Origin of the sequence: Paenibacillus sp. BIHB 4019, assembly GCF_002741035.1 — a bacterium.
In the GTDB taxonomy this organism is placed as follows: domain Bacteria; phylum Bacillota; class Bacilli; order Paenibacillales; family Paenibacillaceae; genus Pristimantibacillus.
This window is the reverse complement of record NZ_CP016808.1, coordinates 4,317,983-4,339,864: the sequence shown is the minus strand read 5'-3', so window position 1 is coordinate 4,339,864 and position 21,882 is coordinate 4,317,983. Positions and strand designations below refer to the sequence as shown.

At 50.1% G+C, this 21,882-nt stretch carries 18 protein-coding genes; 5 read left to right on the top strand and 13 right to left on the bottom strand.

Annotation, left to right across the window (positions count from 1 at the left end):
• Positions 1 to 702 carry a tetratricopeptide repeat protein gene (locus BBD42_RS18835; protein WP_099519416.1) on the bottom strand — a complete coding sequence of 234 codons (702 nt, stop codon included), beginning with the start codon at positions 700 to 702 and terminating at the stop codon, positions 1 to 3.
• Between the two features lie 218 nt (positions 703 to 920).
• Here BBD42_RS18835 and BBD42_RS18830 point away from each other — a divergent pair, with 218 nt between their 5' ends.
• The 4 genes from BBD42_RS18830 to BBD42_RS18815 all read left to right on the top strand — a co-directional run bounded on the left by BBD42_RS18830 (position 921) and on the right by BBD42_RS18815 (position 4,310).
• Positions 921 to 1,145: a helix-turn-helix domain-containing protein gene (locus BBD42_RS18830; RefSeq protein ID WP_006040330.1), complete on the top strand. Its 225-nt coding sequence runs from the start codon at positions 921 to 923 to the stop codon at positions 1,143 to 1,145.
• 423 nt (positions 1,146 to 1,568) lie between these two features.
• Positions 1,569 to 3,179: an RICIN domain-containing protein gene (locus BBD42_RS18825; protein ID WP_099521684.1), complete on the top strand. Its 1,611-nt coding sequence runs from the start codon at positions 1,569 to 1,571 to the stop codon at positions 3,177 to 3,179.
• A 493-nt stretch (positions 3,180 to 3,672) separates the two neighbouring features.
• Positions 3,673 to 3,915, top strand: a complete 243-nt coding sequence (locus BBD42_RS18820) for a hypothetical protein (protein ID WP_099519415.1) — start codon at positions 3,673 to 3,675, stop codon at positions 3,913 to 3,915.
• A gap of 2 nt (positions 3,916 to 3,917) precedes the next feature.
• Positions 3,918 to 4,310 carry a retropepsin-like aspartic protease gene (locus tag BBD42_RS18815; protein WP_099519414.1) on the top strand — a complete coding sequence of 131 codons (393 nt, stop codon included), beginning with the start codon at positions 3,918 to 3,920 and terminating at the stop codon, positions 4,308 to 4,310.
• Positions 4,311 to 4,503: 193 nt separating this feature from the next.
• On the opposite strand, the gene BBD42_RS18810 is transcribed toward BBD42_RS18815, so the two are convergent.
• Complete coding sequence (locus BBD42_RS18810; protein WP_099519413.1) at positions 4,504 to 5,730, bottom strand: MFS transporter; 1,227 nt, start codon at positions 5,728 to 5,730, stop codon at positions 4,504 to 4,506.
• A gap of 251 nt (positions 5,731 to 5,981) precedes the next feature.
• The gene (locus tag BBD42_RS18805) at positions 5,982 to 6,773 is read right to left on the bottom strand and encodes a YhcN/YlaJ family sporulation lipoprotein (RefSeq protein ID WP_172455554.1); all 792 of its coding nucleotides are present in this window, start codon (positions 6,771 to 6,773) and stop codon (positions 5,982 to 5,984) included.
• Positions 6,774 to 6,941: 168 nt separating this feature from the next.
• On the opposite strand from BBD42_RS18805, the gene BBD42_RS18800 reads away from it, so the two are divergent.
• Positions 6,942 to 7,985 (top strand): ketoacyl-ACP synthase III, encoded by a 1,044-nt coding sequence (locus BBD42_RS18800; protein WP_099519411.1) that lies wholly within the window; start codon positions 6,942 to 6,944, stop codon positions 7,983 to 7,985.
• Between the two features lie 35 nt (positions 7,986 to 8,020).
• On the opposite strand, the gene BBD42_RS18795 is transcribed toward BBD42_RS18800, so the two are convergent.
• The 10 genes from BBD42_RS18795 to BBD42_RS18750 all read right to left on the bottom strand — a co-directional run bounded on the left by BBD42_RS18795 (position 8,021) and on the right by BBD42_RS18750 (position 21,733).
• Positions 8,021 to 9,142, bottom strand: a complete 1,122-nt coding sequence (locus BBD42_RS18795; RefSeq protein ID WP_099519410.1) for a CgeB family protein — start codon at positions 9,140 to 9,142, stop codon at positions 8,021 to 8,023.
• Entirely contained in the window at positions 9,135 to 10,253 is a 1,119-nt protein-coding gene (locus BBD42_RS18790) for a CgeB family protein (protein WP_099519409.1), read from the bottom strand. Before BBD42_RS18790 ends, BBD42_RS18795 begins: the two co-directional genes overlap by 8 nt.
• Positions 10,254 to 10,546: 293 nt before the next feature.
• Complete coding sequence (locus BBD42_RS18785) at positions 10,547 to 10,831, bottom strand: hypothetical protein (RefSeq protein WP_099519408.1); 285 nt, start codon at positions 10,829 to 10,831, stop codon at positions 10,547 to 10,549.
• Complete coding sequence (locus tag BBD42_RS18780; protein WP_099519407.1) at positions 10,828 to 11,148, bottom strand: hypothetical protein; 321 nt, start codon at positions 11,146 to 11,148, stop codon at positions 10,828 to 10,830. Before BBD42_RS18780 ends, BBD42_RS18785 begins: the two co-directional genes overlap by 4 nt.
• Complete coding sequence (locus BBD42_RS18775; RefSeq protein WP_099519406.1) at positions 11,145 to 11,480, bottom strand: alpha-helical endospore appendage domain-containing protein; 336 nt, start codon at positions 11,478 to 11,480, stop codon at positions 11,145 to 11,147. Before BBD42_RS18775 ends, BBD42_RS18780 begins: the two co-directional genes overlap by 4 nt.
• Positions 11,481 to 11,505: 25 nt before the next feature.
• Positions 11,506 to 11,793, bottom strand: coding sequence for a nucleoside-diphosphate sugar epimerase (locus BBD42_RS18770; protein ID WP_099519405.1), 288 nt, complete (start codon positions 11,791 to 11,793; stop codon positions 11,506 to 11,508).
• 127 nt (positions 11,794 to 11,920) lie between these two features.
• Positions 11,921 to 13,279, bottom strand: a complete 1,359-nt coding sequence (locus BBD42_RS18765; protein ID WP_099519404.1) for a glycosyltransferase family 2 protein — start codon at positions 13,277 to 13,279, stop codon at positions 11,921 to 11,923.
• Positions 13,276 to 14,001: a sugar phosphate nucleotidyltransferase gene (locus tag BBD42_RS18760; protein WP_099519403.1), complete on the bottom strand. Its 726-nt coding sequence runs from the start codon at positions 13,999 to 14,001 to the stop codon at positions 13,276 to 13,278. Before BBD42_RS18760 ends, BBD42_RS18765 begins: the two co-directional genes overlap by 4 nt.
• A 31-nt stretch (positions 14,002 to 14,032) precedes the next feature.
• Positions 14,033 to 14,770, bottom strand: a complete 738-nt coding sequence (locus BBD42_RS18755; protein ID WP_099521683.1) for a glycosyltransferase family 2 protein — start codon at positions 14,768 to 14,770, stop codon at positions 14,033 to 14,035.
• Between the two features lie 378 nt (positions 14,771 to 15,148).
• Positions 15,149 to 21,733: a WIAG-tail domain gene (locus BBD42_RS18750; RefSeq protein ID WP_172455553.1), complete on the bottom strand. Its 6,585-nt coding sequence runs from the start codon at positions 21,731 to 21,733 to the stop codon at positions 15,149 to 15,151.
• Between the last annotated feature and the right edge of the window lie 149 nt (positions 21,734 to 21,882).

Sequence of the window (21,882 nt, the reverse complement as noted above, 5' to 3'; positions counted from 1 at the left end):
TTAAACGCCGCATTGCAATCTTTGCCATAACTTGCTCCATCTTCTGAACCACAAGCGAAGAGCCCACTTTCGCTCGCCGCGTTTTTTATATTTGGGCAGCGTTCGATAAATGCGCAAGCCTTCCTCCATTGCGTTTTTCGCATCCTGCTCCTTGCCCATCGTCTTGTATATGCCCGCAAGGCGCTCGTAAGCCTCGCAGGAGGACGATTGAATGCGTTGAAACGCTTCAATATAGGAAATAGCCTGAGATGCATCTTTGCCTGCATGCAACGCAGCCAAACGCAAATACGGCGCGCCGTATTTCACCCGCTCGTTTAAAGTTAGCGCCCGTTTAATGGCCGCTTCGCCGCGCTCCGTCTGTCCCGTTTGCAGCAGGCAAAGGCCAAGGTCATCCCAATATTCGGCGGAATCCTCCAGCGTATGCTCCATAGGAGAAAGCCAGGCTAGCGCTTCGTTATATTTTTTCTTCTCGATTAAAATTCTCGCGATTTCCTGTTTGGAGGACACATCATTGGGAGCCATATCGACATGGCGTCTCAGCTTTCTGAGCTGGCTCGATCTTCGCAAAGGACGCACAAAGCTAGGCGTCAAGCCGACAAATCGGCGATCCAGCGCATACAAAATAAGCAGCAGCACGATAATCGCAATAAACGGATTTCCCGTGAGCCAAGTCAAGAAGAAAAATAAAAAGATTTTACTCATTCGTTCCTCCCATGCCTGAATAACACCGCGAGCATATACAGCAGGGGCTCCGGCGTCAATTGGTTAAATTTTCATCTATCATACCATAAAATTCGCCGCTTGCGCCCATTTTCTCCGCCAACAGCACCATTGGTACCCGTCATTCATACTATATTTTGACTGTATCCCTTAACCTTGTTAAACCATAAAAACCCAAGCAAGGAGGGGTGACTGAAAAGGTGAAAGGTAGCGACCATAAGAGCAAGTTTTTACTGACACATCGTGAGCGCGAGGTATTCGAGCTTCTAGTCCAAGACAAAACAACACGAGATATTGCGCAACAGCTGTTCATTAGCGAGAAGACCGTCCGCAACCATATCTCTAATGTGATGCAAAAATTAAACGTTAAAGGTCGTTCGCAAGCGGTTGTCGAGCTAATCAAGCTCGGGGAGCTGCAGATTTAATTCACGGCTCTCCCTTCTTTATTGCTTTGGCAAAAGCCATTTGCTAATAGGTTGTTACCATTTATGGTATTTCGCGAGGCAGCATAGTGCGCTATGCTGTCTTTATTTTTGATTCTGAAGCTTTCAGGCATGACATCCGTTCTCTTCCAACCAAATCCGCCCTCCTAAAACAAGTAAGTTCAATTTTGGAAAAAGAGTGCAGATTAGCGCCTATACTTCATAAAAATGGTTGTTTTATAATGAAGCAAAGCTGATTCTATAGAAAATACATATATTACCCAGGCCCTTTGGGTTTCTTTTCATTATAAGGAGGTGGTACAAGCTCTGGATCAGCAGAGACTGCAGCGAGGCAATTGACAACAGCTAGTTTACAGCCTAGATCGTTTTCCATAAACCCAGAACAAGGAGGCGTAACTGTTGAACATGTCCAAATCCTTTCGTTTCGCCAGCATCACCCTTTGCTTCGCTCTAATTTTGAGTGCATGGTCATTCACTGCTTCTATTCCAAAAGCCGAGGCTGCTGATGCCAGCTCCTACCCCTATCAAGCGATGAGACTGGAAAATGTCAACAAAGGCTGGAACTTGAACATTCTTGGCTACAGCAGCAATTCTGAAGTGAACGTATGGCCTACGAATGGAGAAAGCAACGAAAGATGGCGATTTGAAACCGCGGACGGAGAATACTTCAAGCTCATTAATGAAAAAACAGGCCTGCTGCTCTCTCCGCTTAATTGGTCCTTGGCAGATGGAACAGCGGCCGTGCTTTATGCAGACTCGAACAGAAACGAGCAATTGTGGAAAATAGTTGGCAACGATACCGATGTTAATGGCGACTATATTTCCTATCATGTCTTAAACAAAGCTGACAGCACGAAGGCACTTATCCTTAATCTATCGACAAATAAAACGATGATAGGCACCTATGCTGGCAGCACTACCCACAAGTGGAAGCTCGTCTCAGACGGCCTTGTCGGCTTTGCCGGATTCGCCAAGGATTTGAACGGGGCCAATAAAACCGGAACGATCGGCGGCTTGCTGGGAAAAACGGTTTTCGTCCATACGCTTGCCGAGCTGAAAACCGCTTTGCTCGATATAAAGCCGCTGACAATCGTCATTTCCAGCAATATAGACAATGCCAACTCGGAGGTTTACGATTTACGGATCGCCTCCGATAAGACGATTATAGGATCCTTTGCGGCCAACAGGCTGACAGATGCGCGTCTGCGCACCGATGACTATTTTAAGGCAGAGGGCGTCAGCAACAATGTCATCATTAAAAACATCAACTTTGAAATCAAAAACAGGAGAGATGTTGTGACTGTCGCCATCTACGGGTCGCGCAACGTATGGATTGACCATAACACCTTTACCTCCTCTCTGGGCATTGATGTTGGCGAGGTCGGAAAATTTATTTGGGTCAATACGAGCGTTTATTCCAACACCGATCCGGATTATGTCACCATATCCTACAACAAGCTTTCTAACCGTTATTGGACAGTCGCTTTCGGCACAGTAACCGCATGGAACAAAAATAATGCGACAGTTATGCTCAACAACTTTAATTCGACCGTTCGCAGAACGCCGCAATCGGGCAATGGCCGAATGCATGTATTAAACAATTTGATTCAGCGGACGCTGCCGAGCACGGATGACGCCGGCTATGCAGCCATTATCGGCGGCTCGGGCGCACACGTATATTCGGATGCCAACCGCTTCCATAATTTCAAGAAAGCATCCAGCGGCTATTGGGATACGGAAATTACGATTGATGCAAATGCAACCATCAAAGATGTTGGCTCCTATACAAATAAAGGTGAAAATGCGCCGGTTGCGACGCCTTATGCCCTGCCAACTCCAGCCGGCACGGTGACGACCTTCAATCCCGCCTCCAAATACAGCTATCCAATAATGAAAGCGTATACTGCGTCAGGAAACGACGTAAAAACCTTCACAACCCAGTTTGCAGGTGCTGTAAGCAACGCCTCAAGCTTGAAATACGTTCATTACCCTGAATTCGCATCCTACCTGCAATAAGCTTTAGAATCGGGCTTGTGAAATTTTTATAATGCAAAAAAAAGCGCAAATACCGAGGCTGCCCGAGCGTCGGTACTTGCGCTTTCTCCTTCATCGTTGCCTGCTTTAACAATAATCAATTTGCATCGTTCCACGTGCTTGCTCCTTGCACAAAGATAGAATTGTTGGACACGGCAGCCGCTATTTCAACAAAACCACGGGTATGGCACGTGTTACGGACTCAGGAGCCGCTAATACGCTGACAAAAGCCATATTGATAGGATAATGAGGGCAATAGCGGATTTCATGTCCGCTTTCTATCTGAAATCTTAACAATAGACACAATAGCGGAACCTCAGTCCTCAAAAAAGGAGGGATCATTCCGATCTAAATCAGCAGTCTCTTCCCCTTTCATTCGCTATTCTAGGTATAAGAGAAATCTGCTCTCTCTTAATTGAATTTATATTATGATAAAATAGAGTCATATTTAAGATTTTTACTGGGGGGATTTGCAATGAAATGGCAAGAAGTCAGAGAATTGTTTCCCGATCAATTTGTATTACTCACCATTCTTAACTATCGAGAAGAGGAAGATAAAAAAATAATTACAGATGTAGCTCCTATTCGCATGGTCCCTGAGAAAGATGCCAACAGAGAATTTTTCAATGTTGAGCCAGGCAACCTTGTTTATCACACCTTTAATGAGGAATGCATCATACATTTGCGTAAAGATCCTCTGATGAGAGTGAGACGCTAATCATGAAGATGGCTTATGATGGACAACTATTAACAGCGACACTAACCATTAGTTATCGTGGAAAAACACTGCAACTGACAGATATCATTATTGATACGGGATCCTCACATACTATATTTAGCCCTGACGTACTGGAAGATATCGGGGTTACTTATGAAAATGGAGACACTGTTTACGAAGCTTATGGAATCGGCGGAACGATGCCTTTCTATACTAAAGTGCTGGATTATATTCAGATTGATACTCTTCAAATCGAGCATATTGAGATTGATGTAGGAATGCTTCCTAATTCACATAAAGGTTTGCTTGGTTTAGATATTCTGAAGGCCTATGGTTTTATTGTAGATATGAACAAGTTAGAACTTCACTTATCTCTTTCGGCTTTAGACACGTGAATCGCCTTTCACATCAATAGCCCATTTTCTAAAAGTTTAAGTTTTGCTTTACATTTCATGTTTGTGTGCTTGAAATTGTACCACATTAGTGATGCAAAAATTAATCGTTAGACTAAGCATTCAATTAAAATAATATAAGAAGAATAAAAATGGAGTAGAGGCCGCCCTACATTAAAGCAACCTCTACTCCATTTTACTCCCCCTCCAAAACCGCAGGCTGCTCCACCCGCATGCGCTGGAACAAGGCAAATAGGACAGCTGAGGTCAAAATAATAACAAGCCCCGACCAGAAAAACCATGCCTGCACGCCATACTTATCGACAACAGGTCCTGCTAATGCCAGCCCAATTGGCGAAGAGAACATCATTACGCTTGTGACGAGAGAAATCACACGTCCCAGCATCGAAGGGTCAAATGCCCTTTGGATCATCGCCATATATGGCCCATGGAAGAAGGGCGCTGCCGCTCCCATAAAGAACGACACAATGACGAACAGTATGAACGCCTCCTTGTTGAACACACCGCTAAGCAAACAGGTCAGGCCAATTACAGCCAAGCTCAGGCTCATATAGGTAATGTCCTTCCATTTTGAAGCGACTACCGACAGCAGCACGCCACCCGCAATCATGCCAATGCCAAAAATCGCTTCAACGATGCTTGCACTGTAGCCCCCACGCCCGAAATGAGACAACGTCATATAAGGAAACAAAGTCGCCAAAGGCATAAACACGGTGGAGAAAATAGCAGTAGCCAACGTAATCACAATTACGGGCTTTACTTGAATGAAAGCATCCCAGCCCAGCTTAAACTCTTTGATAAAGGAGGGGGCTTGTGTCGCCTCCGGCTTTGGCTGATGAATTTTAATAAACAATAACATGACATTTGCAATAAGCGCACCAGCCACATCAAGCAATAGCACCGCTCCCAGCGAGGTTGCTGAATAAACAGCAATGCCAAGCGCCGGCCCGATTATACTGGAAAAGGAATACACCATCTGCTGCCAGCCCGCCACACGTGTCAATTGATCAGCAGGCGCCAATAATGGAATGGCCGCTTGAAAGGATGGCCCATGGAATGCAGAAGCGGCAGAACGAACCATTAATATTACATAGACAAACGCTAAGCTCGGTTCTCCAAAAAAGAAATACACGCCTAAAACCAAACTAAAAAAGGCGATCGCACTATCGGCTATAATCATCGTCAGTTTACGGTTCCAACGGTCCAGCCATACCCCAATAAAGGAGCCTAAAACAGCCTGTGGCAAAAATCCTGCCAATCCCGCTATCATTAAAACCGAAGCGGACCCCGACGTTTGCGTCAAATGCCAAATCACCGAAAACTGCACCATTGAACTTGTCAATATAGAAAAGATTTGTCCACTAAAAATAATCGCGAACGTTTTTTGCCATTTAAGCTGCATGATTATAGTCTCCTTCAATCATTTTGACTATGACATATGCACCTCAAATTAACGTAAACGCATGGAAAGGGTCAAAGCAGGCACCTCCTAAAAATCAAAATAATTATAACAAATAATAATGCAGCCCAATAGACATTTAAGTTAAACGCAAACGAAAGCAGCCGGCTCTGATTCGCCGGCTGCTTTCTATTATAATTAATGCTTTCGCGCGCGTCACGCTGAATGCATCATGCCCTATTTTTCACTAAACGTTAGTCGTAAATCATCGGGCTGCTTCTGTGGGCATTTGTATAATTATCGCGGTCTGTACGGTCGGTCATGCTGCGGTAGTTCATGTCGCCATCATAACCGCGCGTTTCGATTTTGTTAGCGTTGGCCGGGAACAAGCGCTCAGCCATTGCGTTGAATTCGACTAGGAAGCCTTGGATCGGATGACCGTTGCGAACATCCGTCATGTAGCTCGTCATACGGCCGACAAAATCGGGGTTAGCCGATACGTAGACATTGTCTACACCTGGCTTCACCTTTCTGACTTCCTTGGCAATTTCGGCTTTAATTTGGTGGGTAAGCGCATTTTCCCCTGTGCTCATCGTATTCATGCGGCGTTGGTAATTCGAGCCGTCACGGCCCATATAGCTGGAGTTGGTGCGGCTCATCAGCTTTTTATCGCCATTTTTGAGATTATCCTCAAAGGATACCGCCACATAAGCATTGTTATCGGTCAGCAAAACGTTTGCGGATTTTACGTTATGCTTATTGGCAATACGTTTCGCAATTTCTTCGCTCATTTCCATTTTATAATTTTTATGACTACCTACAATGTTATTGCCCCGGATGCTTTTGCCATTCACGTAGTTTTTCTCATTCATATGATCGTTTGCGAAACGATCGTTTAATATTCTGTTTCCATTTGCATCTTCCCTTACCATTTTGGTGCGAATGTTCTTATTTCCCAAATCCCCTTGATTGGCTGCACAGCCAGTCAACATGGCGCTAAGCAGGGCGCCTGCGGACAAGACAGCAAGAAAATTCGTTTTACGCATGTGCCGTATTCCTCCCTTGTTGTTGTTTACAGGCCTCATGACCCGCTATTAGGATGAGCGTTCGCGATTCAGACTATGCACCAAATGGACTTGACAAAATGTATGGAGAGGAGTAATTTATTATCAGGTATTAGCATCTGGTACTAAATTGTGAAGGAGTTGTTTTTCATGACCATTTCCACTCTCGTACAATCCCATGCAGCAGTAACGGCTATCGGCACTTATGTACCTGATCGCATTTTAAGCAATCCAGATTTAGAAAAGCTTGTAGATACTTCGGATGAATGGATTTTTCAACGTACAGGCATCCGCGAGCGCCGAATAGCTGGAGAACAGCAATATGCCAGCGATTTGGCCATTGAAGCTGTTCGCGATTTAATCCACAGATATAATAAATCCGTTCATGATGTCGACTACATCATCGTTGCAACTTCCACACCGGATGCTTTCGTCCCCAGTGTAGCTTCACGAGTGCAAGCCTCGTTCGGCATGAAGGGCTGCGGAAACGCTGATTTGCAAGCCGCTTGCGCCGGCTTCACGTCTGCCCTGCAAATGGCCAATGGCCTGCTGCTCTCCAAGCTATGCCGCAAAATTTTAATAATTGGCACCGAAACCCTTTCGCGCGCTACCGACTATACAGACCGGACGACCTGCATTTTATTCGGCGATGGCGCCGGTGCCATGCTCGTTGAAACGCTGGAGACGGGAGCCGATTTAAGCAGTGCGTCTGCCGCTGCTTCCACACTGCCTGCTGGCAACATACTCGCTTCAAATGCGAGCACCGATGGTGAGCAGGGGCATCACGTATACCGCAGCAGCCTGGCGCCACACATCGGCAGCTTCGAGCTTTCCCAAAATACGATGCTCGTCCAAAATGGCCGGGAAGTGTATCGCTGGGCATTGAGCCGCGTAGCAACAGGCGTTCAAGAGCTGCTGGACGGCAGCGGCCACACCGCTCAGACGATTGACTGGTTCGTTCCGCACAATGCCAATCAGCGAATTATAGATGCTTTATGCGAACGTATCGGTTTTGAAGAGCAGCAGGCGCTGTCCAGCATTGAGCATTATGGCAACACCTCTGCCGCTTCCATTCCGCTTGCGCTGGATGCAGCCGTCAAAGACGGCAGAGTGAAGCCCGGTCATCTGCTGCTGTTATATGGTTTTGGAGGCGGACTTACGCAATCTGGCGTTATTATGCGGTGGTCTATTTAAGCAGCCGCAGCCAAAGCAGCATGCCCCAAGTTTCATTATGAAAATAAAATGGACAGCATCGCATGCAGCCTATGGGCATAAGTATGCTCGCTCAGCGTGCGATGCATGCCGCGAATGGCAATTTCCTTGCGTTCATTTTCATGATTTAAATAATAGTCCAGCTTTTCCACCATTTCCTGCGGAGATTCATACGTTACAATTTCCAAACCCGGCGTGTAGAAAGAGGCCAAATCTTCCCGCACATCCGTTAGCTGGAGTACAGCACAGGCTGAAATTTCAAACGTGCGCGGATTTGGCGATGACGCCATTATTCCTAGACTATTGCTGTTAAATAAGGCATCATCATAAGCACGGTGCATATTGATGACGATTTTGGACGCATTATAAGCAAGCGCCGTATCCTGCGGGGTCATCCATTCTCCAAGATTGATTTTAGATCGCAGCCTATCGAAATTTTCCAGCCGATCCCACCATATCCCCGATATGAGAGTATCTTTGGTGGCCAGATAGGAAGCCGCCTCGTTAAAATATTGAACTCTGTTCAAATAGCCCGAGCCGATGAAGCTGATCTCCTTGCGTTTGCTGCGCTGCGGGTTCATCGGCCTGAATTGGGCAGGCATGACGCAGAACGGCAAATAATGCACATTGGCACAACCGCGTTCCTGATAAAGCGCTACACAATTTCGATCAAGCGTAAACACGGTATCATAATGCGGGGCAAGCGTTGTCGTGATATCCGCGTAATAAGGGTCATCTGTAAACCAGATAGCTGTGCGAATGCCTAAAGCGCGCATGGCATCAATTTGCGCTATATCAAACTGCAGCCCATCCAGCACAATAACATAGTCCGGACGAACTTGCGCGGCGATTTCTGCTACTGGCTCCCCCGTCTTCACGACAGTTAGCTGAGCGACCATTCCCGATAATGTAGCGGCTACCGCTTCATCAAGCGGCGAATAAGGAAATCCCTTTCCTGTGGACACGTACATGACATGTACAGGCCATACTCCTACTACTGGAGGGATACGGCTTATTACTGATTCGCATTGGCCAATCCAATAACCGTCCCCCCAGCCTGCATGGTAGCCTGCAGCTCTTCCTAGTTCCACTTCAGTAGGCGGGACCTGCCTTTGCCGCAAAGCCGATCGTTTAGCCATTCGGCTCTCCCTCCCTCATAAAAAGCTGTAATAACTGCACGGTACGTGATCGGAATGTATGGTCCCTCAGCGTGCGGCGCAGACCATTAACTGCGATCCGGCTGCGGGCTTCCTCATTTTCCAAATAAAAATCAATTTTTGCCGCGAGCTCCTCAGCATCTTGAAAGGTCTCAATTTCCTGTCCAGGCGTGTAATAATACGGCAAGTCTTCACGAATATCCGTTAGTTGAAAAGCGCCGCAAGCGGCAATCTCAAACGTTCGCGGATTGATTGAGCGCCCCGGGCTTTGTAAAGCATTAAAATTGTCTGAGCCTACCTCCGTCGTTCGATGAATATTAATGACGATTTTGGCACTGTTATAATAAGGGATCGTCTGTTCAGCACTTAACCAGTCGGTATGAATAAATGGCTGCAGCCTCTTATAGGCCGCTAAACGCTCCCATAGCCCCCCGGACAAAAAGATTTTGCGCCTCTTTGCCAGCAAACGCTCGCTAATGGCATCAAGAAGCCCGATTCGGTTCCAAAATCCTTGCCCAATAAAGCAAACATCGCTGGCAAAAGCTGAATCCGTTCGCTGCGGCCGATACAAGCCGGCATGCACCGCCAGAGGCAAATAATGTACATTGGTGCAGCCAATGCTGCGATACAGCTCAACTGTCCCAAGCTCATGCGTCAGCACGACATCATAATGCGGCGCTGCTATAACCGTCTTCTCCGTCATATAAGGATCATCTACGAACCATACCGCTGTCCGGATGCCTCGCTGCTTAACCTCGCCGATCTGCTGCAGATGATTGTCTGGAAAAGTATGCAGGCCGTTCATCACAAGCACGATGTCGGGGGAAATTGCTGCCGCTTGCTCGGCAAGCTGTTCTGCGCTTCCGACATGAAGCTCGGTTACACTCGCTTGCAGCGCCTCAATAAGGCCCGTGTCAATGGCCTCAAATCCTTGCGGAATATAGAGCATTCGCATTGGAACAGGCGTCAGCTCCGGCTGAGGCAACAGTCCGCTTACCGCTTCGCAAGCGCCGTCTCGCCAGCCGGTATGAAAGCCGGTTTCATACCCACTTTGCCGTACTTGCTTGCGGGAATTATTTTTTCTGGCCACCATTTGCTGCACCGCCTTGCTTCGATTTCAATCGCTGCACAACACGCTTCCCATATGTATATGTCAAAAAACAGACCAGCTAAGCGGCACTTATCCCTGCATCGCAAAAATTGGCGTTTAACCTGCTTTTTCCGCCAAGATTTATGCCCTATATGGATAGGAATACAGCTTGTCCTCAGGCCAATATTCCAAAAAAGCTCTAACCTGCTGATGGCGGAATAAACCATCAAGCGGGCAGAGCTAATTTAAATATATTGTTCGCATACTTCCGTAAAGCATGACCAGGTCCGTACAGGTTACGGCGTTTGCTCATACGCCAACTGATGCCCATCTTCAAAGCCTTTCGCAAATCCAGCATTATAGCCGGAATTATACGTCTGGTTGAAGCCCTCATTAAAGGTCTCCGGCTCTATCACGCGTTGTCTGAGCACCTTCCTGCGGCGGCGCAGCGATGAGCTGCTTCCTGTTTTTTTTCCGGTAGCCCTGCGCTTACGCGAGCTTTTTGGGCGGCGTGTTACAGCTTTGCTGGCAGAGCGTTTCGTTGCCCGTTTGCGGACAGACACGCGTTTTTTTATACTCAATTCCAATTCCTCCTGTTCACTTGCGGATGCCACCGCACCTGCTTTTCTCGCAGCTCGTTACGGAGCCATGGCTTGGGCGGGCTGCCCTTCTTTACCCGGTAGCTGCGCACTGGCCAACCCGTCACGCTTTCCGCTAGCTGCTCCTGCATATTGGTCAGCAGGCGTACATTTTCACCAATTCGCTTGGCTGTTTGAGGTGCCAGCTCCGCTACATCAGCCACGCTGTTCAAAATGCGGGCAAGCGCGAGCTGGCTCCGCGCAATCGAAGCCAGCACCTCCAATTTAACCTCTCGCTCGCGGCGCACCATTTCTTTCAATTCCCGCCTCCGAAGCCGCCGCCAAAGTGGAAATCCGATCCCGAAGAATCGCTTTCCCCTCCATCCTTCTGCAATACGGCTTTGAGCACGGATACGATGCCTTGGCTCATTTTAGTAATGCCTTCAATCGTCTCGACCATCTGGTCATGTACAACTAACGTTTGCTTAAGCTGCGTACGGTCGCCTGGAAACGTGCCCGTATGAACATGATTGCATATCCAGTTGCGGGCCTTCTCCGCTTCCTCCGCTTTCGCTTCCAGAATTAGTGCCACGTTCCACTGCATATTGGCTGTAGCGCCCAACATGCGCATATAGGCTTGCTCTCGGTCCATGACATGCGCTCCCCTTTTCGCTCCGTCATTCTTCCTCGCCCGGGTTCAGCTCTTTTATCATATAAGACAGCTGAGATGCCAGCGTCTCCTGCAGCTCAGCCATGCTGTTTAAATAAGCAATAACGCTGCCGAACAGCGATTGCGATTCCCCGAGCAGATCGTCTACGCCTCCAAAATTCGGTTGATGATCGGGGAGGCTTTTCACAATTTCGGCCATACGTACCGTGACATGGCGCTTTGCCTCCAGCATTCGTGCCATCTGGCTGTTGGAATGGGATAAATGCTCAATAATTTCGGTTACGATATGCTGCATGGCCAACGATCCTCCCTCTGGCTGTGGCTTGGCCCTGTGCCGCCATTTGAATTGGTGCAGCTATTTACAGCATATGCACGGCAATACACAGTGATACTTGGCGTCAAACAGTGGCCGAAAAACCATTTTATAGTTGTTGGCGAAGCTTGACAGTTGGTATAATCGGCAGTCCCTCCGGAATCGCATGCAGCTGCTCCAATGTAAGCTGGACGGATGGCCTTGCCTTAAGCGCCCAGCCTTCAAAAGCAGCTTCCGTTATCATTTTCCGCTTCAGGCCCTGCTGCATATAATAATGAAAGCCATCTAACCCGCTAACGGTTTTGCCATGAAGATCGCTGCCTTCCATCGCTAGCATTTGCTGCCACTTGGCATGAGCTTCCTCGCTAGATATCGGCGAGCCCAGCGGCCAGCGTCTGATGTCAATTTGTCCGATGCGGACGGCTTCTCCGCTAAACTCGCCTTCAACAGGGCGCCTGCTGCCGCCTTCAATCCAATACGCTCTACCAGTTAATGAAGTAACCGCAATGCTATCCGGGTAATAAGCGGCTTCCCCAAGTGCCGCCAGCTCGGCCTGCAGGGCAGGCTGCTCGGCAGCACGATGCTTCATAACGCTGACCAGTTCATGCGGGTTGCCCCATTTATTCATATAATGCTGCAGGTTGCGGTTATTAACCTCTTCAAGCTGTGCACCTAGCGCTTTGATGCTGACGCTGCCAAAATGGTGGATAAACGAGTCGCGGGCAATGACAAGCGAATACCCCAGCAGCTTCACTCGAATGTTATAATCATCATCTTCAAAATTGCCAATTTCAAAGCCTTCATCAAAATAGCCAATTTTCTCCCACAGTTCTCTGCGGAGCAATAGGCAGAAGCCCGTCAGCCGTTCAACCTGCTGCCAGCGTTTGGCATCTGGCACATTATTAAGTCTAGCAAAGTCCGGCATATCCGCCACGTTCGTATAGGGAACCTCTATCAGCTGCTCCCCGCCAATATAATTGGTGACAGGCCCGACCATGCCAATTTGCGGATTGCTGTTCAAGCAGGCCAACATATTGTCCAGCCAATTGTCGGTTACGAGTGTATCATTGTTCAATATAAGCATCATCGTGCCTTTAGCCATCATCATGCCTCTGTTGACTGCCCCAGCGAAGCCATAGTTTTCGCTTAAAACCCGGTAGCGCACCTGCCCATCAAGCTGGGCCAAATAGCTTCCCGTCCCATCGGTCGAAGCATTGTCAATGACGATAATCTCATAAGCAAGGTCCGTATGGTCTACAATACTTTCAATGCACAGCTTCAAATATTGGAGCTGATTATAGCTCGGGATAATGATGCTCGTTCCTTGAAACTTTTCATTATAGCTAGTAAGTCCCGCTTGCCGCCCATCCTGATAGCCTTGCTCGACACCTTGGGCATACGACGCTTGCTGCCGCACGCGAGATTGTTTTGTAGTGCGGGGCCGCTTTCTTGCCGCTATTCTTCTCATTCTCCCGTCTCCTTCAACAGCCTCGCGGCCGCTTCATGCAAGGATTCGAACGTGCCCGCATCGGTCCACCATCCTGCAAGTGTATGGGAGGCAAGAGTTCCCGCACGGGCATACATATTGTTCAAATCGGTAATTTCCAGTTCGCCGCGGCCTGACGGCTCCAGCCGATCAATCGCTGCAAAAACGCTGGAATCATACATATAAATGCCCGTTACGCATAAATCCGATAGCGGCTCAGCTGGTTTTTCATCTATATAAGCAATTTGTCCCGCCTCCTGAAAAACTGCTATGCCATAACGATGCGGGTCTGGCACCTGTTTGAGCAGCACCATTGCGCCTTCCTGCTGCTGGGCAAATTTCCGCACATAAGGAGCCAAATTATCCTCGAACAAATTGTCGCCGAGCAGCACGATAAACTTCTCATCATTCCGTATAAAATCGCGCGCCAGCTCCAGCGCTTCCGCGATGCCGCCCGCTTCCTCCTGAATACGGTAAGTCAGCGAGACACCAAGCTCGCGGCCGCTTCCCAAATACTGCGCAAACAAACCTATCGACTGCCGTCCTGTCACGAGCAGCATTTCTGTAATGCCTGCCTGATGCAGCTTATCGATGCCATAGAAAATCATAGGATGCTTGCCTACGGGTAACATATGCTTATTCATTAATGTAGTCAGCGGTTTTAGCCGCGTCCCTGTTCCTCCTGCCAAAATGACTGCTTTCACGGTTTAACCTCCATGCCGCTTTAGCCATAGCCTAAAGCGCAAACTCGCGACAGCGACGGTAATCCTCAAAGCCGCCACGTTCATTAGATTGTGTAATGAGCCAGTGGATCGCTTCCAAATGATCCCCCACAATGAGATGCTCCAGCGGGCTGCGCCGTTCGCGCTGCGGCCTGCGCCTGTTTATTTTGCCAACATTGACCGTATGCACAGCTTCAACCTTCAAACCAAACCGAATCGCTCTCGCGTGGGCAAGCGGCGGGACGCACAGCGCCTCTGCTCCGATTAGAGACAGGCATTGCCTGCTTATGGCATGGGGGACTGCTGTGAAGGAAGCTCCTTTCAAATCTGGGCGTTCCAGCACAATATTGAGCGTGTGCTTCGCAAGCACGACGCTGTGCACAGCGGTTTTGTCCACAGGGCCGGTATAATCATTTAAAGCAGCATCTACTCCGCGATGCAGTACTGCATAGACAAAATGCCGCATTTTTGCGGTGCTGATGACCATATCACCATCCACAAACAGCAACACTTCACCTAGGGCAGCCCGCGCTCCAACGCTTCGTCCAACATCATGGCCAAGCGCCTTTTCATAACGGAGCACTCGTGCCCCTGCTCGCCTGGCAATTTCGGCTGAACCATCCGTCGAGCCATTTGCAACGACGATAACTTCAGTCCGGGGATGGACACCCGCCGCCTCCCTTATGACCCTTCGGATGGTAGCCCGTTCATTCATAACGGGAATAATAACGGATACGACTGGAGACTGCATCGGCTGCGCTTCTCCGGCATACTCGTCTGCGGCCGCACCGCTCTGGGCGGGATGCGGCTTTTTCACAGCGCGGAAATTCCGGGCTTTTTTCCCCTTTGCACCCTTCGCTTTCTTCATCCGCTTTGTTCACCTCGGTATACGCCTATAGTTCAAAATGGTGCTGCAACGCAATTACACCACATTGTATGTACCTCCATCATCTGCGCAACGGCAAATGTACAACTCCCAAGATGTCTGTCCCGCACCCATATCAACAGCAGTAGGCGGTTAACAGCAAAAAAAAAGAAATTCCCCTCGCGCCTTGCGTGAGAGGAATTCTTTTCCGTGCTGAATGATAGCGGCTTATCAGCAAATCGCTGATGGCATTTTAAGCAAGAATTATTGTCCGATTGCAATCCAGTTGATGGTGCCAATGAAAGCCTCACTGAAAAATCGGCGATTAATGGATAGGATGACTTGCCCCGGCTCCTTCGCTTGAATGCATATATAGCAGGCCGGGTGATCGGTCGTTGCTGTCAGCACATATTGATTGCTTGAGAACGGTTCGTCAAAAAGAATAACCTGCTCTAGCTGCTGTTTCTCAGGAGGAAAGCTGTACGGGCATAACCCAAATTGCTGCTTGCTCATGCTGCCGCTCCGACCAACGATTGGCGAAAAAGCAAGAGCCGATACCGTTACGCTGGCAGGTGCTAAATGCTCGGCGGTGACAGCACCGTGCGTAATTTTGTCACTCGTTACGCTGTTAGTCGACAAATGCTCCGACTTCACGGCTCCTTCTGCCAGCGCTTCACTGCCTACGCTCGCAAAGGCCAGCTTCGATCCCGTTATGCTTGCTTCGCCCAGCTTTTCCGTTGTGAAGCAGCCATCTGCCAGCTTTTCGCTCGTTACGCTCTCTGCCGATAGATGCTCAGCCTTCACGGCTCCCTCCGCCAGCGCTTCACTGCCTACGCTCGCAAAGGCCAGCTTCGATCCCGTTATGCTCGCTTCGCCCAGCTTTTCCGTCGTGAAGCAGCCATCCACTAGCTTTTCGCTCGTTACGCTCTCTGCCGATAGATGCTCAGCCTTCACGGCTCCCTCCGCCAGCGCTTCACTGCCTACGCTCGCAAAGGCCAGCTTCGATCCCGTTATGCTCGCTTCGCCCAGCTTTTCTGTTGTGAAGCAGCCATTCGCCAGCTTTTCACTCGTTACGCTCTCTGCCGATAGATGCTCAGCCTTCACGGCTCCTTCCGCCAGCGCTTCACTGCCTACGCTCGCAAAGGCCAGCTTCGATCCCGTTATGCTCGCTTCGCCCAGCTTTTCCGTTGTGAAGCAGCCATCTGCCAGCTTTTCGCTCGTTACGCTGCCTGTTGACAGATGCTCCGACTTCACGGCTCCATTTTCCAGCGCTTCACTGCCTACGCTCGCAAAGGCCAGCTTTGACCCCGTTATGCTCGCTTCGCCCAGCTTTTCCGTCGTGACACTGCCATTCGCCAGTTTTTCGCTCGTTACGCTCTCTGCCGATAGATGCTCCGACTTCACGGCTCCTTCTGCCAGCGCTTCACTGCCTACGCTCGCAAAGGCCAGCTTCGATCCCGTTATGCTCGCTTCGCTCAGCTTTTCTGTTGTGAAGCAGCCATCTGCCAGCTTTTCGCTCGTTACGCTCTCTGCCGATAGATGCTCAGCCTTCACGGCTCCTTCCGCCAGCGCTTCACTGCCTACGCTCGCAAAGGCCAGCTTCGTCGCTGTTATGCTCGCTTCGCCCAGCTTTTCCGTCGTGACACTGCCATTCGCTAGCTTTTCGCTCGTCACGCTATCCGTCGTCAAATGCTCGGCGGCAACTGCTCCATTCGTGATTTTGTCACTCGTTACGCTGCCTGTTGACAGATGCTCCGACTTCACGGCTCCATTTTCCAGCGCTTCACTGCCTACGCTCGCAAAGGCCAGCTTTGACCCCGTTATGCTCGCTTCGCCCAGCTTTTCCGTCGTGACACTGCCATTCGCCAGCTTTTCGCTCGTAACACTATCCGTCGCCAAATGCTCGGCGGCAACTGCTCCATTCGTGATTTTGTCACTCGTTACACTCTCTGCCGATAAATGCTCCGACTTCACGGCTTCTTCCGCCAGCGCTTCACTGCCTACGCTCGCAAAAGCTAGCTTCGACCCCGTTATGCTCGCTTCACCTAATTTTTCCTTCGTGACACTGCCATTCGCGAGCTTTTCGCTCGTCACGCTATTCGTCGCCAAATGCTCGGCGGCAACTGCTTCATACGTGATTTTGTCACTCGTTACGCTGCCTGTTGACAGATGCTCGGCGGCAACTGCTCCATACGTGATTTTGTCGCTCGTTACGCTGCCTGTTGACAGATGCTCCGACTTCACGGTTCCATCTGCCAGCGCTTCACTGCCTACGCTCGCAAAGGCCAGCTTCGACTCCGTTATGCTCGCTTCGCCCAGCTTTTCCGTCGTGACACTGCCATCTGCTAGCTTATCGCTCGTTACGCTCTCAGCCGTCAGATGCTCGGTGATTATGGCCCCTTCCGCCAACGCTTCACTGCCTACGCTCGCAAAAGCTAGCTTCGACCCCGTTATGCTTGCTTCGCCCAGCTTTTCCGTCGTGACACTGCCATTCGCCAGCTTTTCACTCGTCACGCTATCTGTCGCCAATTGCTCGGCGGCAACTGCTCCATTCGTGATTTTGTCACTCGTTACACTCTCTGCCGATAAATGCTCCGACTTCACGGCTCCTTCCGCCAGCGCTTCACTATCTACGCTCGCAAAGGCCAGCTTCGATCCCGTTATGCTCGCTTCGCCCAGCTTTTCCGTCGTGACACTGCCATTCGCCAGCTTTTCGCTCGTCACGCTATTCGTCGCCAAATGCTCGGCGGCAACTGCTCCACACGTGATTTTGTCACTCGTTACGCTGCCTGTTGACAGATGCTCCGACTTCACGGCTCCCTCCGCCAGCGCTTCACAATCTACGCTCGCAAAGGCCAGCTTCGACCCCGTTATGCTTGCTTCGCCTAGCTTTTCCGTCGTGACACTTTCATTTGCCAGCTTTTCGCTCGTCACGCTATCTGTCGCCAAATGCTCAGCGGCAACTGCTCCATACGTGATTTTGTCACCCGTTACGCTGCCTGTTGACAGATGCTCCGACTTCACGGCTCCATCTGCCAGCGATTCACTATCTACGCTCGCTAAGGCCAGCTTTGATGCCGTTATGCTCGCTTCGCCCAGCTTTTCCGTCGTGACACTGCCATCCGCCAGCTTTTCGCTCGTCACGCTATCCGTCGCCAAATGCTCGGCGGCAACTGCTCCATACGTGATTTTGTCGCTCGTTATGCTCTCTGCCGACAGATGCTCCGACTTCACGGCTCCTTCCGCCAGCGCTTCGCTATCTACGCTCGCAAAGGCCAGCTTCGACCCCGTTATGCTCGCTTCGCCCAGCTTTTCCGTTGTGACACTGCCATTTGCCAGCTTTTCGCTCGTCACGCTATCCGTCGCCAAATGCTCGGCGGCAACTGCTCCATACGTGATTTTGTCGCTCGTTATGCTCTCTGCCGACAGATGCTCCGACTTCACGGCTCCTTCCGCCAGCGCTTCGCTATCTACGCTCGCAAAGGCCAGCTTCGACCCCGTTATGCTCGCTTCGCCTAGCTTTTCCGTTGTGACACTGCCATTTGCCAGCTTTTCGCTCGTCACGCTATCCGTCGCCAAATGCTCGGCGGCAACTGCTCCATACATGATTTTGTCGCTCGTTATGCTCTCTGCCGACAGATGCTCCGACTTCACGGCTCCTTCCGCCAGCGCTTCGCTATCTACGCTCGCAAAGGCCAGCTTCGACCCCGTTATGCTCGCTTCGCCCAGCTTTTCCGTCGTGACACTGCCGTCTGCTAGTTTATCGCTCGTTACGCTCTCTGCTGTCAGATGTTCGGCGATTATGGTTCCTTCCGCCAGCGCTTCACTGCTTACGCTCGCAAAGGCCAGCTTCGACGCCGTCACACTCGCTTCACCTAATTTTCCCGTTGTGACGCAGCCATCCGCCAGCTTCTCGGCTCGGATTGAGCCATTTTTGAGCTTGCTTCCAAAAATGCTCTCATCCTCGGCACGGTCAACCGTAATAATATCGGCTGCGAGATGCGCTATAGATAGCGAGTTTTTACGAATATGATAGCCCTGCACCGTTTCGGCACGAAGATGCTTGCCGGCTATAGTCTCCAGCTGCAAATGGTCGCCAGATACGGAATCCTTGCCAAGCTTTGCCTCAGTCACACTGCCATCCTGCAAATTAGCGCTGGCAACGCTGTTTATAGCCAAATGCTCCTCGCTGATGCAATAAGGCTGAATATGCTTTTCTCCTACGGAAAGCGGGGCCAGCTGTTCAGCAGTCACTGCCTGATTTTGCAAATGCTCCGTACTGATAATAAGCGGCTGGAGCGCTGCACTGGTGATTGCCGCCTCCTGAATATGCTCGCTTGCAACGCTAGCTTCCGCGAGGTTCGCCGCCGTCACAGCTCCTTCCGCTAAATGAATATCGCGGATGCTGCCTTCCTGCACATGAATGCCCAGCACCGACCCATTGGATAAATGACGGCTGTGAATCGCTTCACCCGCAATGTGCTTCGGCTTCACAGCATCCAGCGCCAATTTCGCTGAGTGAATCGCCAAATCAGCAACCTGCTCACTTCCAACCGCTCCCGGCTGCAAATGAGAGGCCGCAATAAGCCCATTTTGAAGATGCTCTCTCGCAAGCGAGCCTATCTGAATATGCTTGCCTTCAATAACGGCTGGGGCGATATGCTCGCCTTGAACCGTTTCTGGAGCAAGCTTCGTTCCCGTCACGCTGGCTTCAGCAAGCTTTGCTCCCGTTACACTGAAATCCGCCAGCTTATCTGACGTCACCGCTTCCGGGGACAGCTTAAGAGAATTAATGCTATGATCTGCCAAATGATGGGAAGATACAACACCCGGCGCAATATATCTTTCTGTCACAGCTTCATAAGCAAGCTTTGCGCTCGTTACGGCGCCATCATGGAGCGTACGAGTTGTAACGGTATCATCCGCCACATGCTTCTCCTGAATAATTTGCGGCTGCAAATGATTAGCAGCTATCGCTTCAGGCGACACGGCCTCCCCCGTCACAGCTCCATTTGAAAAATGGTATGCCCGCAGCGCTTCCGGCGCGATTTTGTGAAACGTTATAGCTTCATCGCGCAATTGCCTTGTATCCACCGAATTATCTGCAAGATGTGCAGCAGTTACGGCTCCTGCGGCAAGCTTCGTTGAGGTAACGCTTTGCTGAGCAAGCTGTCTGCTGCCCACAGCCGCATCCGTCAGATGCTGCACCCGAATCGCTCCTGGCGCAATTTTCTCATCTGTGACCGAACTGCTGCGCAAATGCTCCGTACCAACCGCCTCTTCCCGCAGCTGGACGCCGGATACGGTATTTACCGCCAAATGGCGATTGTGTATTTGTCCGTCCGCTACCTTCTCAGCCGTTATGCTCAGACGGCTCAAGTGCCGTGCTTGCACCGCATCATCAGCAAGCTTCGGCGCGGTTACACTTTGCTCCGAAAGCTTGGAAACGGTAACGGCATGATCAACCAGCTTGATCGTCGATACCGATTGATCCATCAGCTTAGAAGCCGTTACGGCTTGATCAACGAGATGTCCGCTTTCGATTTGGCGCGGTGAAATGTGCTGCCCCAGAACGGCCCCCGCCTGCAGATGCGCGGTGGACACCGCTCCGTTTGCTAGACGCTCGGCGTCTACTGCGTCCGGCTGCAATTCCCTTGCTCCGACCGCGCCGACTGCCAGATGTTGGGCGCTTATTTCGCCTGGGGCCAAATGCTTTCCCAGTATGGCTCCAACGGCAACATGCTCTGCGAGCAATACGCCGGGTTTAATATGCACGGATTCGATGGACCCTGCGGCGAGCTTCTCCGTATGCACGGCGCCATCACGCAGCTTGGAGCGGGTTACTGCCCCATCGGCGAGCTTCGAATTGTTTACTGCATCATTCGAAAGATGCTCAGGACGAACGGCTCCGCTTTTAATTTTGCTAGCGGTGACAGATTGCTGTCCAAGCAATTCTTCCGTTACAAATAACCGTTTCAAATGCCGTGCTTCAATTGAGCCGTCGGCAAATTTGTCCGAGGTGATTGTACGATCGGCCAGCTTATCGGAAGTAACACTGTTATTTTGCAGCTTTTCTCCCGTAACGGAGCCATCTGCCAGCTTAGTTCCAGCGATAGCATTGTTCGCCAGATGTTCAGATATGATTACTTCTGGTGCGATTTTGCTGCCGGATACAGCTCCTTTAGCAATATGAATCGTTTCAATCGCATAATCCTGCACCGCTGCTGAATCTACGCTGCCCGCACATAGCTTTGAGGAATCAATAGAAGCTGGGGCAATTTTGTCGCCCGTAACCGAACCATCCACTAAATCGTCGGTATAAATAAACGGATTCGGCCCGCCGAGCTCCGGATTTTGCTTCTCGGCTGCCAACGCCAGCTTCTCTTCATAGCTCAGTTCGGCATTTTCTTCCATTTCTTCATCTTCACTGGCATTTGCAGCCTCAATTGGCTGTTGTACACTTGAAGGCACTTCCTCCTGCACGTCTTGCAACGACGCCTCTTGCTTCAAGGTTTGCGACGGCAATCCTCCATGCAGCCCATCCAATTGAATGCTTTGCGTTTCTGCTGCACCCTCGTCTGGCAGCTGCTGTTCTTTTTCAGTTTCCAGCAGGTCAGTGTGGAATGGTACTCTAGGCAGCCTTTCCGGTGCCGCAATCGCATTGATGCTTACCGACTTTGTCTCCCCAGCATTCGCTGGCTTAGTTTCAGCTTGCTTCTGGGCTGCTTGGGCTTGCGCCTTTTTGCTATTTAATTCATCGAGCCATTTCAATTCAGAAGCATTCGGATTATCAACGTAAAAAAGCGGCCTTTTTCTTCTTGAGCTTCCTGGTTTTCTGCTTTTCGCCATTGCCCTCTCCTTCTTCCACCTGATTTGTCTTAGGCAATATATGCACAAACCTATGGGCTCGTTACTTGATTTTCTAAGGCTGCCAAGCAGAAACATGACAGATAGCCGTTCACATTAAAGAAGACACCCCCAGCCATTACGCACAAGCT

Excerpts from the sequence above, each read along its gene's own strand:
- BBD42_RS18790 (WP_099519409.1), bottom strand. The coding sequence starts at position 10,253 with ATGGTGGCCAGAAAAAATAATTCCCGCAAGCAAGTACGGCAAAGTGGG.
- BBD42_RS18800 (WP_099519411.1), top strand. The coding sequence starts at position 6,942 with ATGACCATTTCCACTCTCGTACAATCCCATGCAGCAGTAACGGCTATC.
- BBD42_RS18815 (WP_099519414.1), top strand. The coding sequence starts at position 3,918 with ATGAAGATGGCTTATGATGGACAACTATTAACAGCGACACTAACCATT.
- BBD42_RS18835 (WP_099519416.1), bottom strand. The coding sequence starts at position 702 with ATGAGTAAAATCTTTTTATTTTTCTTCTTGACTTGGCTCACGGGAAAT.
- BBD42_RS18820 (WP_099519415.1), top strand. The coding sequence starts at position 3,673 with ATGAAATGGCAAGAAGTCAGAGAATTGTTTCCCGATCAATTTGTATTA.
- BBD42_RS18755 (WP_099521683.1), bottom strand. The coding sequence starts at position 14,770 with ATGCAGTCTCCAGTCGTATCCGTTATTATTCCCGTTATGAATGAACGG.
- BBD42_RS18765 (WP_099519404.1), bottom strand. The coding sequence starts at position 13,279 with ATGAGAAGAATAGCGGCAAGAAAGCGGCCCCGCACTACAAAACAATCT.
- BBD42_RS18750 (WP_172455553.1), bottom strand. The coding sequence starts at position 21,733 with ATGGCGAAAAGCAGAAAACCAGGAAGCTCAAGAAGAAAAAGGCCGCTT.
- BBD42_RS18805 (WP_172455554.1), bottom strand. The coding sequence starts at position 6,773 with ATGCGTAAAACGAATTTTCTTGCTGTCTTGTCCGCAGGCGCCCTGCTT.
- BBD42_RS18825 (WP_099521684.1), top strand. The coding sequence starts at position 1,569 with ATGTCCAAATCCTTTCGTTTCGCCAGCATCACCCTTTGCTTCGCTCTA.
- BBD42_RS18775 (WP_099519406.1), bottom strand. The coding sequence starts at position 11,480 with ATGGACCGAGAGCAAGCCTATATGCGCATGTTGGGCGCTACAGCCAAT.
- BBD42_RS18795 (WP_099519410.1), bottom strand. The coding sequence starts at position 9,142 with ATGGCTAAACGATCGGCTTTGCGGCAAAGGCAGGTCCCGCCTACTGAA.
- BBD42_RS18810 (WP_099519413.1), bottom strand. The coding sequence starts at position 5,730 with ATGCAGCTTAAATGGCAAAAAACGTTCGCGATTATTTTTAGTGGACAA.
- BBD42_RS18770 (WP_099519405.1), bottom strand. The coding sequence starts at position 11,793 with ATGCAGCATATCGTAACCGAAATTATTGAGCATTTATCCCATTCCAAC.